Source organism: Alishewanella jeotgali KCTC 22429, assembly GCF_000245735.1.
Taxonomy (GTDB): Bacteria; Pseudomonadota; Gammaproteobacteria; order Enterobacterales; family Alteromonadaceae; genus Alishewanella; species Alishewanella jeotgali.
The window spans coordinates 1-13464 of record NZ_AHTH01000030.1; the positions used below are offsets into that span (position 1 = coordinate 1).

At 51.3% G+C, this 13464-nt stretch carries 14 protein-coding genes; 4 read left to right on the forward strand and 10 right to left on the reverse strand.

The window, feature by feature from the left end; translation table 11 throughout:
- Nucleotides 1–44: 44 nt before the first annotated feature.
- The 6 genes from AJE_RS09990 to AJE_RS10015 all read right to left on the reverse strand — a co-directional run bounded on the left by AJE_RS09990 (nucleotide 45) and on the right by AJE_RS10015 (nucleotide 5812).
- Nucleotides 45–1784: a flotillin family protein gene (locus AJE_RS09990; protein WP_008950761.1), complete on the reverse strand. Its 1740-nt coding sequence runs from the start codon at nucleotides 1782–1784 to the stop codon at nucleotides 45–47.
- 47 nt (nucleotides 1785–1831) lie between these two features.
- A complete protein-coding gene (locus tag AJE_RS09995) occupies nucleotides 1832–2503 on the reverse strand; it encodes an OB-fold-containig protein (RefSeq protein WP_008950762.1) in 672 nt (223 codons plus the stop codon).
- The gene (locus AJE_RS10000; RefSeq protein ID WP_008950763.1) at nucleotides 2503–3171 is read right to left on the reverse strand and encodes a PspA/IM30 family protein; all 669 of its coding nucleotides are present in this window, start codon (nucleotides 3169–3171) and stop codon (nucleotides 2503–2505) included. Before AJE_RS10000 ends, AJE_RS09995 begins: the two co-directional genes overlap by 1 nt.
- The gene (locus AJE_RS10005; protein ID WP_008950764.1) at nucleotides 3168–3668 is read right to left on the reverse strand and encodes a hypothetical protein; all 501 of its coding nucleotides are present in this window, start codon (nucleotides 3666–3668) and stop codon (nucleotides 3168–3170) included. The genes AJE_RS10000 and AJE_RS10005 overlap by 4 nt, the downstream gene beginning before the upstream one ends.
- 240 nt (nucleotides 3669–3908) lie before the next feature.
- The gene (locus tag AJE_RS10010; RefSeq protein WP_008950765.1) at nucleotides 3909–4712 is read right to left on the reverse strand and encodes a UDP-2,3-diacylglucosamine diphosphatase; all 804 of its coding nucleotides are present in this window, start codon (nucleotides 4710–4712) and stop codon (nucleotides 3909–3911) included.
- Nucleotides 4713–4795: 83 nt separating this feature from the next.
- Nucleotides 4796–5812: a hydrolase gene (locus tag AJE_RS10015; RefSeq protein ID WP_008950766.1), complete on the reverse strand. Its 1017-nt coding sequence runs from the start codon at nucleotides 5810–5812 to the stop codon at nucleotides 4796–4798.
- 54 nt (nucleotides 5813–5866) lie between these two features.
- On the opposite strand from AJE_RS10015, the gene AJE_RS10020 reads away from it, so the two are divergent.
- The 3 genes from AJE_RS10020 (at nucleotide 5867) to AJE_RS10030 (ending at nucleotide 9349) form a co-directional block, all read left to right on the forward strand.
- Complete coding sequence (locus AJE_RS10020; protein WP_008950767.1) at nucleotides 5867–6358, forward strand: hypothetical protein; 492 nt, start codon at nucleotides 5867–5869, stop codon at nucleotides 6356–6358.
- On the forward strand, nucleotides 6358–7926 hold the full coding sequence (locus AJE_RS10025) for a GMC family oxidoreductase (protein WP_008950768.1): 1569 nt from the start codon (nucleotides 6358–6360) through the stop codon (nucleotides 7924–7926). Before AJE_RS10020 ends, AJE_RS10025 begins: the two co-directional genes overlap by 1 nt.
- 112 nt (nucleotides 7927–8038) lie before the next feature.
- Entirely contained in the window at nucleotides 8039–9349 is a 1311-nt protein-coding gene (locus AJE_RS10030) for a sensor domain-containing diguanylate cyclase (RefSeq protein ID WP_008950769.1), read from the forward strand.
- Here AJE_RS10030 and AJE_RS10035 read toward each other — a convergent pair.
- The 4 genes from AJE_RS10035 to AJE_RS10050 all read right to left on the reverse strand — a co-directional run bounded on the left by AJE_RS10035 (nucleotide 9346) and on the right by AJE_RS10050 (nucleotide 12916).
- Nucleotides 9346–10050: a CLCA_X family protein gene (locus AJE_RS10035; RefSeq protein ID WP_008950770.1), complete on the reverse strand. Its 705-nt coding sequence runs from the start codon at nucleotides 10048–10050 to the stop codon at nucleotides 9346–9348. The genes AJE_RS10030 and AJE_RS10035 overlap by 4 nt on opposite strands.
- Nucleotides 10051–10226: 176 nt before the next feature.
- The gene (locus tag AJE_RS10040; RefSeq protein WP_008609642.1) at nucleotides 10227–10787 is read right to left on the reverse strand and encodes a CBS domain-containing protein; all 561 of its coding nucleotides are present in this window, start codon (nucleotides 10785–10787) and stop codon (nucleotides 10227–10229) included.
- Nucleotides 10788–10864: 77 nt separating this feature from the next.
- Entirely contained in the window at nucleotides 10865–11176 is a 312-nt protein-coding gene (locus AJE_RS10045) for a hypothetical protein (RefSeq protein ID WP_008950771.1), read from the reverse strand.
- Nucleotides 11177–11290: 114 nt separating this feature from the next.
- Nucleotides 11291–12916, reverse strand: a complete 1626-nt coding sequence (locus AJE_RS10050; RefSeq protein ID WP_008950772.1) for an NAD(P)/FAD-dependent oxidoreductase — start codon at nucleotides 12914–12916, stop codon at nucleotides 11291–11293.
- A 137-nt stretch (nucleotides 12917–13053) separates the two neighbouring features.
- On the opposite strand from AJE_RS10050, the gene fdxA reads away from it, so the two are divergent.
- On the forward strand, nucleotides 13054–13377 hold the full coding sequence (gene fdxA / locus AJE_RS10055; protein ID WP_008950773.1) for a ferredoxin FdxA: 324 nt from the start codon (nucleotides 13054–13056) through the stop codon (nucleotides 13375–13377).
- Nucleotides 13378–13464 lie beyond the last annotated feature (87 nt).

Here is a 13464-nt window from a genome sequence, read left to right on the forward strand (position 1 = left end):
GCGCGATAACTACTGCGTGCGCTTATGCCGTTGCTGTTAGCGCGTTACAATGGCTTCTTTACTGCTTCGGCAATGCCATTGATATCTCCGGCTTTTAAGCCAATTTCGGATAACAGCGAATCCAGGATCGGTGCTTGAGCCCGATACCGTAAAGCGCTATTCACTACTTGATCAGCCAGCGAGCCATTACCCTCTGCCACTTCATTGTTGCCTGAGCCACTGCCTGTGCTGTTTCCACCTATGCCGTTAACCTGCAGAATCTTAATATCACTGATTTGCTCCATCGGCTTGACACTTTGCGCAATAATCTCTGGCAGATTCTCAATTAATGCCAGCCGAACCTGCATGGCGATCTGCTCAGCAGAAAGCATATTTGCTGCCGCGTTAATGGCCTTTTTACCTTCGGCCTCTACGGCATAAGAACGCGCCTTGGCGTCAGCCAGCAGCAGTTCGGCGTCGGCTTTACCCTTAGCAGAAAGACGTACTTTATCGGCTTCACCCTGAGCGGCAACCCGCATTGCTTCGGCCTGATCTTCGGCGGCCTTTTTCTCCGCTTCTGCCGAGACGACGAGCTGAATTGCTTCCTTTTCCGCCAATTGCCGAGCCATAATCAGTTCAACCTGCTTGGCCCGTTCTGCCTGTTCGGTTTGACGAACAGTCATTACCCCTTCTTCCTGCCGTACGGCCAGTGCCCGGGCTTTGTCGGCTTCAGCTTTGGCTTCAGATTCAGAGCGCGATTTTTCCGCAACAGCAATCGCCTTCTCCTGCGAAGCCAGTTCAATGGCTTTCTGACGCTCAATTTCGGCTTGCTCAACAGCACGTTGCTTAGCAATTTCCATTTCACGTACTGCGCGCTCTTTCTGGATCGTCTCGTTATCGATGTCGCGTTCAGAAATAATACGTTTCAGATCAATCTCGCGTTGCGCCGCAATCTGCGCTTCTTCGGCTTCGCGTTTTTTCTCGGCTTGCTCACGTGCAATTTCTGCCATCTGAGATGCCCGACGAATAGAAACCTCTCTTTCCTGCTCTAAGCGTGCATATTCCTCTTCACGGGAGATTTGCAGCTTGGCGCGCTCGGCTTCCAGATTCTTGGTTTTAATCGCCAGATCGGTTTCCTGCTCAATGTCATTACGGATCTTACGGCGCGATTCAATAGCTTGAGTTAACTTTGTTAAACCTTCAGCATCGAAAGCGTTTTGCGGGTTAAAGTGCTCAAACGCGGTTTGGTCTAAACCCGTGAGTGACACTGATTCGAGTTCCAGACCATTTTTTAACAAGTCTTCAGAAACAACATGTTGCACCTTTTGCACGAAATCGACGCGCTTTTCGTGTAGCTCTTCCATGGCCATTTCCGCGGCAACAGAGCGCAGGGCATCGACGAATTTACCTTCTACCAGCTCTTTCAGTTCCTGGGGGTTCATGGTTTTTAAACCCAGCGTTTGTGCGGCATTGGCGATAGCGTCTACTGTAGGCTTGACTCTGACATAGAATTCCGCCGTAACATCGGCGCGCATTCTGTCACGGGTAATTAGTGCTTGCTCCGCTGCGCGACGAACTTCCAGTCTTAAGGTGTTCATATTCACCGGAATAATTTCATGCAATACGGGTAGCACTATTGCACCGCCATTCATGATGACTTTTTCACCACGAAAGCCTGTACGTACAAAGGATATCTCTTTGGTTGCCCGTTTATACAGCCGCGCGAGGATCATGCCTAGGATAATCAAGGCAACGAGTACTGCACCGGCGATAATTAAGATGTGAGAAAAATTTTCCAATAGCATGTTGGCTCCTTGTTGTAATTAACGTTTTCCGTTGTTGAATCTATTCACTATTCCGCTTCACTTAAATGTGGATTGGCATTTTTTATCGCCTTGTAAACCGCGCCTTGTCGGGTCAGCAGCAAGACTTCGGTACCCTGCACAAAGCATTCCTCAGGGTTATCTGGTTCAACCTGGATATAATGTTGATAGCCGTGTTGATCTTTTACCCTCGCTTCTGCGGCATAGCTTTGGCGGGCGGTCCCTAATGTAATAATGGCTATCCGACCCAACAGACTGTCGCTGGTAACGGCAGTCGTCTCATCTCTTGGCATCAAACGGTGCAGTATCCCTCCGCTAAAGCGCACCATAGGTAAGCTCGCGAATAGCACCACAGGGGTTGCTAACCAGGCTGGCGCCATAAATCCAAGCATCGACAGTAAAAGACTTTGTAAGATCAGACCTAATAGACCAAAGCTAAGTAGCATAAGGACCAGCAGCATCAACAGTGGCACTTCGCCAATCCTTAGCCAACCGAAAAAGCGACTTAAGGCTGAGTCGGCGTCTAGTTGACCCACCTCAGTATGAGGCGCGATCTCAACCTCCGGCAGTAAGCTCTCAAGGGATGAACTGAAACTCGAACCAAATAGCACTGCGATTAGCTCGAGTAGGCCAATTAATAACATCAGTAATAGCGCGACGCTAAATAGCAGGTTTTCGCTGGCCAGCAGTAGCTGTAACATCAGCTCTTCCCTGCCTTTAACGCCGCCAAGCGTTCTGCAACGCGGTTTTTGCGGCTAAGCTCCTCCAACTCAGCTAATTTGCCGGCATTGCCCAGGCTACTATCGCGCGCGGCAATGCCAGAACTACGCTCAAGTACCCGGCTAAACGCATCTGCCGCGCGCTCAGCTTTTTGCTCTGCAGAATGATTGCTTGCTGTCAGCGGGCTGGCAGTGGAGGCCTTAGCTTGCTGAGCCGTAACGAAGGCTTGTAGTTCTGCACGCATTTCACGCTTCTTCGCCTGCAATGCCTGAATAAAACCTTCGAGCTCTTTTTCACGTGCGGCACAATCGGCTATTGATGCTTCCAGTACCGGGATCCGTGCTTCAATATCCATTTGCTCTGCAATGCCGGCTTCGGCAAGATCGTCACGGCCGTTGGCAACGGCAACATTGAGTTGCTCACTAAGCGTTTCGTAACGGCTGTTCTCCTCCATTAATTTTTTACTGGCCAGATGTTTTTGCGCAACTTGCTGTCCCAATTCACTGCGGGTGTCAGCAATAGCGGAGTCCAGCTCACGTATTGTTTGCTCCATTACGGTTTCCGGAGAGCTGCTCTCCATTGCATCCACCAGGGCATTGACACTGCCACTGACTAACCGGGCTACCCGGCGGGTAATACTTTCACTCATTGCTGTGCTCCTTGTGTTGCCGCATGGTGCTGAGTGATTAACTCAGCCAGTTTTATAACGCCTTGTTGTGTTGTTTGCTGGGGTTGAGTCACTGCTAAAGGAAGTAGCAATGACAAAATGTTTAACACTTGTTGCATTGTTTGGCCTTCGGCCTCCTGCAGTTCCCTGATATTCAGCTGCGGGCTTCGTGCCGCCGCAGTTTGCAGTATCGCCAACAGCTCAGGCAGGGCATCGAGTACGCGATTAATACCCTCTGTTCTGAGTTGCAGTTGTTGTTGTCTCACCAACAGGGGTCGGCTTAACTGCTGCAGCCACTCGGTCATTTGTGCCAAATTTGCCGCGAAATTGTCGAAATTGGCGCGTTTATTACGAGTTTCCGCCAGCAGGGCACGTAATTTATCCGACGGGGTATGTGCGCCTTCATAGCTCAGAGTACTGATAAATTCAGCGTCTTCAATGCTTATCCTGGCACTGAATGGAACCGTTTTCGTTGTCATTTGCCTGCCTGGAATATTGAGTAAAGGATATCGATAACTCAGTGTATGCAAATGAATTCAGAAGTCAATAAAAAAGCAATTAAATTACTTTTGTTAATGAAAATATGTTTTAGCGTGGAGTCGACAAGGTGTAGCGGTTGAGGTCAGGCGTGTTGGCGGTATTCAGATAGTTGGCTATAACAGAGCCCCCAATTCCTTGGGGGCATGAAATTCGAACGGCTATTGCCTTGGCAGAATGCTTCAGGCAGCCTTACTATCTGATAAAGCCTTGGTTTGGATTGCTTGCAGCGGCAGCGCGGCAAGACATTCGGCTTGCTCGGCCCAATGATACAGCGCCAGGCCGCCATCGCTGTGCTCCAGCAGGGCAGTGCAGCTATCAATCCAGTCACCGTCATTACAGTAAATAATGCCATCTTCCAGGGTCAGCTCCGGGTGATGGATATGACCACAGACCACGCCATCGTAGCCGCCCCGTTTGGCCTTTTTTATCGCAGCCTGGCGGTAACGGCCGATGGCTTTTAAGGCTCCCGGTACCCGGCTTTTAATATAGGCCGCCAGACTAAAATAACGACCACCGGTTACGCGGCGTACTCTGTTGTACCAGCGGTTCAGAAACAGCAACAAATCATAGAGGTTATCACCGAGCCAGCTTTGCAGCGGACCAAAGCTGACCTCTTTATCGAATTCGTCACCGTGGAGCAGTAGTAATTTTTTACCCAGCGCCGTGGTATGTTCGCCTCTGAGTTGCACTTTAATATTGCCAAACAATTTGCCACGATACAGCCGCATCGCCTCATCATGGTTACCGGGAATATATACGACCTTAGTGCCTTGCTCGGCTTTTTGCAGCAGCAGTTGCACCACCTGATTTTGTGCCTGTGGCCAGTGTACCTGACGCTGCATGGCCCAAAGATCAACAATATCCCCTAGCAGATAAATGGTGTTGGCTTCGGTTTGCTGCAAAAAATGCAGCAGATATTCGGCCTGACAGTCTTTACAGCCCAGATGAATATCAGACAGGAAGATGGTATTGCAATTTAACATTGGCTATCCCCGGCAGCTGAATGCGCTGATAGCATCGGCCGGCCAGATGTCCGGGGTATGACAGCCAGATGAAGCTTATTTGACTATGGATTAGCCCCTTGCTGCAGATAGTCACAGATCTGCTGGTTCAGCCAAAACTCAGTGCGAAACGGATGCTTGCCGCCGACAAAGCCGACATGGCCACCGTGGCGGCTGAGCCGGTATTCCACCTGTGGGCTCAGTTCAGCCGGGGAGGGGATCACGGCGTCGCTTAAAAAGGGATCGTCACTGGCATGAATAATCAGCGTTGGGATGGTGATCGCTTTTAACCAGGCTTTGCCGCTGGCGCGTTGGTAATAGTCAGCGGCATCGCGAAAGCCATGGATCGGCGCAGTATAATGCTGGTCGAATTCGGCAATACTGTTAAATTGCTGCACCTGAGCTGGCGTTAGCGGGAGCGGAAAATCCGGGAACTGCGCCAGCTTGGCCAGGGTTTGCCGTTTTAAGCGCTCCAGCAAGTAACGCTGATAAATTTTACTCAGGCCCTGATTAATGCGTTTGGCGCAGGCCGCCAGATCCAGTGGCGGGCAGATGGCGACGGCAGCGCGTAGCGGATTAGCACTGGCTTGCTCACCACAGTATTTTACCAACACATTACCACCCAGGGAAAAGCCAACAGCGGTTAGTGGCATCGCCGGAAAACGCTGTTGTAGTTGGCTAAGTAAATAGCCAATATCGGCAGTATCGCCGCTGTGATAGGCCCGTGGCAGCTTGTTCGGTTTGCCATGACAACCACGAAAATGCATCACTACCGCTGGCAGTTTGCGGCGTGTTACTTCGGCCAGCAGCCCCTGAATATAGTGGCTGTGCAGATCGCCGGCTAAACCATGCAGGATCACCAGTAGTGGCCTTTGCTCAGTTACTGGCAGTTGTTCGGTCCAGTTGAGCTGCAGTTCATCACCATCGGGTAAGGCTAACATTTCCGGGTAGGTTGGCACCTGCTGCTTTGGGCTTAAATATTTAGCAAAAATAGTTTGCAGATGAGCATTACGTAGCCACCAGGGCGCGCTAAAGCTGGTGGTATGAAGATGATGACTGGCTGGTCCGAGCTGTGCTTGCAAAATAACCGCTCCTGAGAAAGAATGTGGCCTAAGGCTTCCAAAAAAAGAATAACGATGAATCGCCGCCAATTTATCCTGTCAGGCCTGGCGCTTGGCACCACCGTAACGCTCGGGCTTAACGGTTATCAGCTGCTAAACAGTGATGACACGGCTAATTCTGAACTGGTCCTCGCTGCTTTGCTACCGGCCTTATTATACGGTGCTTTACCCTCGGCGCCGGCAGAGTCTAACGCCGCCATTAGCCGGACTATCGCGGCGGTTCACGACAGCCTGGCATTTTTGCCGCTACGCCAGCAGCAAGAACTACAACTGCTATTTAATTTACTGGCACAGCGACTGGGCCGGTTGGCGCTAAGTGGCCACTGGTTGCCGCTGGCTGAACTTAGCCTGCCACAACGGCTGACGTTATTTGCCCGCTGGCGTGATAGCTACCTTGCCGTATTGCAGCAAGCTTACCATGGTTTACGCGAATTGTTATTTGCTGCCTACTACAGTCAGCCTGAGCACTGGGCCACCCTCAATTATACCGCACCGAGGTTCCGTTAATGGCTAAGCAGTCACCGCAACATCTGGACGCCAGTCAATTTACCGCCGAACAGCAATTTAGCGCCGATGTGGTGATCGTTGGTAGCGGCGCCGGTGGCGGTATTGCCGCGGAGTTACTGGCTAAGGCCGGTTTGCAGGTATTGTTACTGGAAGAGGGCGCCTACTACGATCGCGATGATTTTGTCATGGAAGAGCGCTGGGCCTATCCGCAGCTGTATCAGGAAGCAGCGGGGCGTAAAACCCGCGATCAGGCGATTGGTATTCTGCAGGGCCGCACTGTAGGTGGCTCAACCACCGTTAACTGGACTACCTCAATCCGCACCCCTCAGCCAACACTCAGCTACTGGCAAACAGAATTTGGCCTCGACTTTAGCGGTGACAATACGCTAAGTCCTTATTTTGCTTTGGCTGAGCAGCGGTTAAATATCCACCGCTGGCCGGTGCCGCCGAATGCGAATAATGCCAAATTGCAGCAAGGTTGCGAGCGTCTGGGATGGGAATATACGGTGATCGACCGTAATGTCAACGGCTGCGCCAACCTTGGCTATTGCGGCATGGGCTGCCCGATCAATGCCAAGCAATCGATGTTAGTCAGTACCATTCCCAGTGCGTTGGCGCAGGGCGCCCGGCTGATCTCGCGGCTTTCGGTGCGGCAGCTACACTGGCAGGGCAATCAGGTGCAAAGTCTTACTGCGGTGCCGGTCGATCGCTTTTTCCATCCGCGCGCCGAAATACAGGTCCGCATTCGGGCCAGGCACTTTATTGTCGCCGCCGGCGCCATCGGCTCGCCGGCGTTACTGTTACGCTCCAAAGTACCGGATCCTTCAGGCCGTCTGGGCAAACATACCTATTTGCACCCGACAGTGATCTCCGGCGCGGTCTTTAATGAGGACATTAACGGCCATGCCGGCGCACCGCAAAGTATTTATTCCGATCAGTTTGTCTGGCCCAGCGACGGGCAGGCTGGTTACAAGCTGGAAGTCCCGCCGCTACATCCGGTGCTGATGGCAACCAAACTAACTGGCCAGGCTCAGGCCCATGCTGCCTTGATGCAGCAGTTTAATCAGTTACAGGTGACCATCGCTTTACTGCGCGATGGTTTTCATCCACAAAGTCAGGGCGGCAGTGTTAGCCTGGATGCGCAGCAGCAACCGCTACTGGATTATCCGATCAGTGACTATTTATGGCAGGGTATGCGTCGTGCGCTGTTATCGATGGCTGAGCTACAGTTTGCTGCCGGTGCCAAAGCGGTATTACCCATTCATCATCAGGCGCAGCAATACCAAAGCTGGGCCGAGGCAAAAAGCGCGATCGCCCAGCTGGCAATGCGTCCGTTATTACAAACGGTGGTGTCGGCTCATGTGATGGGCGGCTGTAATATGGCGGCTAACGAGCGGCTGGGCGTAGTGAATGCCGATGGTCAGCATTATCAACTACATAATCTGTCGATTTTTGACGGCTCGGTATTGCCAACCAGCCTGGGGGCTAACCCGCAGCTGACGATCTACGGTTTAGTGTGGCGCAATGCCGAGCGCTTGCTTGCCAGGTTGCGGCGGAGTATGTCATAACTTTATGATTGGCTTATTTATTTCAGCATTGTTTTGTTTCGGCTCTGGCTTTGGCTAGTAAAAATGGACTATTGTTAAGCTTGGATACCGCCTAAATTGAAAAGAGACCGCCATGCCTGCTTCGTTATGTCACGCTTTGGGTGAATACATCGATGTGTTACTGGACGCGGTTTGTGCTGTGGATCGCGATGGGCATTTTCAGTTTCTAAGCTCCGGTGCAGAGCGGATTTTTGGTTACCCGGCTAGTGAAATGCTTGGCCGGAGTATGCTGGACTTTATCCACCCGGATGACATTCCAAAGACGCTGGCTGCGGCGCAGGCTATCAATACTGGTCAAATCAAGACTGATTTCGAAAATCGATATTTGCGTAAAGATGGCCAAATTGTGCATTTGCTGTGGTCTGCGCGCTGGTCGGCGGATAAACAGCAGCGAGTAGCCGTGGCGCGTGATATCACCAGGTTGAAGTTGGCCGAAACCCGCCAACATGCGCTCTACGCTATTTCCGAGGCGGCATTTGCTGCTGAGGATTTGCAAAGCTTATACCGACAGTTGCTGCAAATTGTGCAGCAACTACTGCCTATCGAAGCCTGTGTGATCGCCCGTAGAACCGTCGGCGGCAGTATCAATTTGGCCTATCAGTATCTACCGCTTGGCGATACACAAAGCGCTGTTGAAGCAACGGATCTTTGTTATCTGCTATTGCAGGACACACAAAAAAGTCCACCGCCGTTGATCCGTAAACGTGCTGACCACAGTCTCTGGCTGGGTGTGCAGCTGATATCTCACACTAATGTGCTAGGCGCTATGGTGGTCTTAGTTTCGCCGCAAACGGCATTGTCTCATCATGCGGATGCTGACTTGCTGGATTTTGTGGCACAGCATATGGCTGTCGCGATTGAGCGTAAGGAGTTATTGGCACGGCTGCAACATGCTGCGTTGTATGACGAGTTAACTGGCTTACCTAAACGGGAGCTATTTTATGATCGTTGCCGGCAGGCCATGGCTCAGGCACAGCGGCATCAGTGTCAGTTGGCCATTTGTTATCTCGACCTGGACGGTTTTAAACCGGTTAATGATCAGTTCGGTCATAGCGTTGGTGATGATTTATTACAACAGGTCGCGCAACGCTTAATCCAGAATGTGCGTCAGGCCGACACTGTCGCACGCTTTGGTGGCGATGAGTTTGTGATTTTGTTGAGTGAAATTGATTCGGCTGAGCAGGCTGGCGTTGCTGCAGAGAAGATCCGACAGAGTTTTAGTACGCCGTTTCAATTACAGTCACACAGCTTTACGATCACGGCGAGTATAGGTTTGGTATGTGCTGACGCCACAACACTGAGTAGCGAGCCACTGCTTGCTATGGCCGATCAGGCGATGTATCGCGCAAAACAACTGGGTGGTAACCGCTGTATTCAGTACTAAGTTAATTGCAGCTGTTGCCCTAGTAACCGAAAATAACCCAGCCATAAATGTCCGAGTTGAGTCGTTAACGGCTGATCAGGATAAATACCTGCGCGGGCGGCAGCACTTTGCTGGGTGCCTGCTACCAGAAAGCTATTTTTCAGTGACTGGCTCTGTAATACTTTCTCGAATGCTCTGGCCGTCATTTCTTCCGGCAAGCTGAAATAAAGTCGCGACGCAGCCTGATCCAGGTTTTGGCAATGCTGAAAAAAGTCGCTGACATCACAACCATCATCACTAACAAAGAGTTTTGTAAAAGCCTGGTCTAACAAAGCATTGAGGGGATGCGCTTTTATTGGCTGCTGTGTTAACCAGGTGCGGCTGGCAAATTGACCGGCGTTTACCTCGCCCTGAAACATTTTCTGCGCAATATAATGATCAAAAGCATGCATCCACTCGTGAGCCAGGCTGCCGCCGCCGGCATTTTTGGCCAGCGCCAGGATCCGCCCTTTGGGTTGATAAAATGCGCAAACTCCGGGTTGGCCACCAATACCAAAAGTTAACGCCAGAGTACCGCGCAGTGAAATCACCTCGGCCGGGACTTGCAGCAATTGTTGCAAATCGGCAAAGGCATCAAAGAATAAATTAGCCGCTTGTTGTTGTTCTGCTGCGGTCACCCAGCGACCAATATGAATGCTGTTAAAGCCAAAAATCGTTACCAAATCGGCAAAGCTAACGTCGGCACCACTGCGATGCGGTGGACCATTTCGATAGTATTGGCGTGGGGGGGCGGGAAGCGTGCTGCATGCTGCTATAATAGCGAGAGCCTTCAGCTTAGAGCAACAAAAAAGCGGGCCACCATGCTCGGAGTAACACAGCAGCCCGCAGACCTGAAAGGTTAAGCGGTTAAACTATCGAAGATCCGCAAAAAGGTCGGTTGCTGGCGGATAGCTAACGGCATATGTAAGCGCCGTGCCAGCTCCTGCGCATGGATCACGCCACGGATCTGATGATTATCGCGGTCCACTACCAGACAAAATGCCTCACCATTCGATTGCAGGGTATTGACCACATCGGCAATGGTGCAGTTTTGTAGTTGCTGATAGGCCAGCGCCTTGATGCGCTCACGTGGCCGCATCAGATCCCGTACCTTGATTTCATCGCGGCTATTGCCCAGCATCACCTGGCGTAACAGCGCCTGCTCCGATAACTGTTCGATATGGATTAAACCCAGCATATTCTCATCGGCATCGACTACCAGTTTTAGCTGACTGTGTTCCTGCTGCATCATCAGCAGTGCCTGGCTGGCAGAGGTGTTACCTTCGATCAGGGTTGGCTGGTTATGTTTAAAATCACTCAGCACACTCAGCGCCGGTGAATTTAACGTGGTTTCAGTAAAGTCGGCGGGTTGAATTAATTGATCAACGGCATCTAAATTGAATAAGGATAAAGTTTTCATGATAGCTACTCACACTAATGGGCGCGCAGAGGCCGCGCCAGAATTAACAAATAAAAATAAATGGCAGTTAAGTGTGATTAGACAATAGGTGGTGCGCGGGCACTATCAGGGCTGCTACGGTGTGATAACCAGGGAGTTTGGTAAAAAGCATTAATGGCAGCGGGTAGGCTGTGGCTCAGCACTTTAGCTGAGGCGATCAGGCTGTCGGGTTCATCCGGTTCCTGTTCGTTACTGCCTTTGCTTTGGCCCAGATTACTGCTTTCAGCATGCAGTGCCTGATAAGGACTGTCAGCTAACGGCGACAATCTGCTGTCATGGGTAATACCTGCGTCTGTTGTCACCAACAGGCTCAGATAAAACACCGCGATAAACAGATTAAACCAACGCATAGTCAATACTACGACCTTTTTACTACCACTAAATTGATAATGGCTAGTTTTGCAGCAATTAACAAGAGGGCAAATAAAAAATATTTACTGCCCTAATTCTTACTTAAATCCGAATCAGGCTGATGCGGTGCTTTGCTGCAATAGATCCAATGCCAGCGCTTCGGCTACCTTAATACCATCGATACCGGCAGATAAAATACCGCCAGCATAACCGGCGCCCTCACCGGCGGGGTAGAGGCCGCGCACGTTCAGGCTCTGGAAGTCTTTGCCGCGTTTAATACAAATTGGTGATGAGGTGCGGGTTTCAACGCCGGTCAGTAAGCCATCTGCTTTGGCAAAGCCTTTAATCTGCTTATCAAAAGCCGGGATGGCTTCGCGGATGGCGGCGATAGCAAAGTCGGGCAATACCGCAGACAGATCGGTAAGCCGGATCCCCGGTGTGTAAGAGGGTTTAACTTCACCTAACTCGGCAGAGGATTTACCCGCAAGAAAATCGCCAATCAGCTGTGCCGGTGCATGGTAGTCGGCTCCGCCTAACTCAAAGGCAGCACGTTCCAGTTTACGCTGTAAATCGATACCGGCCAGTGGGTGGCCCGGATAGTCACGTTCCGGATCAATGCCCACCACTATTGCGCTATTGGCATTACGTTCGTGGCGGGAATACTGACTCATTCCATTGGTGACCACGCCGCCCTCTTCGGACGCAGCAGCAACTACAGTGCCGCCCGGGCACATACAGAAACTGTAGACAGTACGGCCATTCTGACAATGATGCACCAGCTTATAATCGGCGGCACCGAGAATAGGGTGGCCGGCATTTGGCCCCCAGCGGCATTTATCAATCATGGATTGTTCATGTTCAATCCGAAAGCCAACCGAAAAGGGTTTGGCTTCAATATAGACACCGGCATCGTACAGCATCTGAAAAGTATCGCGGGCACTGTGGCCAACGGCCAGCACCAGATGCCGGCAGGGTAGGTACTCGCCGTTATGCAGCGTCACCCCTTCCAGTTGCTGGTTATTGATATGCAGCTGATCGACCCGGGTACTAAAGCGAATTTCGCCACCCAGTTCGGTGATTTTGGCGCGCATCTTTTCAATCATCGACACCAGTTTAAAAGTACCGATATGCGGCTTACTGACATAGAGTATTTCGTCAGGTGCCCCGGCGGCAACGAACTCGGTCAGCACCTTGCGGCCATAGTGTTTCGGATCCTTGACCTGGCTATACAGCTTACCATCGGAAAAGGTACCGGCGCCGCCTTCGCCATACTGCACGTTGGATTCAGTATTCAAAGCCTGGCCACGCCAAAAACCAAAGGTATCTTTGGTTCTCTCGCGCACGGCTTTACCGCGCTCTAACACTATAGGTTTTAAACCCATTTCGGCCAGGATCAGTGCGGCAAACAAACCACAGGGACCAAAGCCGACCACGACTGGTCTCTCAGCTGCGGCGGCAGGAATTGGCGCGACATATTTATAACGGGTATCCGGCGCAACCGACACATGCGGATCTTTCTGAAAACGTTTTAGCAGTGCCGCTTCGCCGGCGACGTCCAGATCCAGGGTATAAATCAGTTGAATATCAGATTTTTTACGGGCGTCAATGCCACGTTTAAACACGCTGAAATGGTTTAAATCACTGTCGCTGATGCCCAGTTTGGCCAGAATGGCTGCGCGCAATTCAGCCTGTTCATCCTGATGCTGCAGCGGTAATTTAATTTCGGTTAAACGTAACATAACACTCGAGTCTCAGATTGCGGGCCGGTTTGCCGGTAAAGCCAGTATTTTACGCGATCTGACGCCGGCTGTCCGCTTTCCTGTTGTGTTTCACGTTTGCTTCAGTATGATCGCGCAAAATAGCGGAGGAAGTTGCCATGGCCTTTGTGGTAGGTGAGAACTGTATCAAATGCAAATATACCGATTGTGTGGCGGTATGCCCGGTTGATGCGTTCTTTGAAGGGCCAAACTTTCTGGCTATTGATCCGGTGATTTGTATTGATTGTGGTTTATGCGAGCCGGAATGTCCGGCCACGGCGATTTTTCAGGAAGATAAACTGCCGCCAGGTCAGGAAGGCTTTGTCGCGTTAAATGCTGAGCTGGTTAAGCTGTGGCCGAATATCCGTGAAGTCAAAGCGGCACCCGCCGATGCGGATGCCTGGAATGGTGTGGCCGATAAACTCCAGCATCTGGAGTATTAGGGCGTGTTGACGTTTGCTGCTTAGATTTTGTTCGCACTGGCGGCGCTTTGATCGCGAAACGAGGAGCGAGGTTTAGTTATTCTAAAT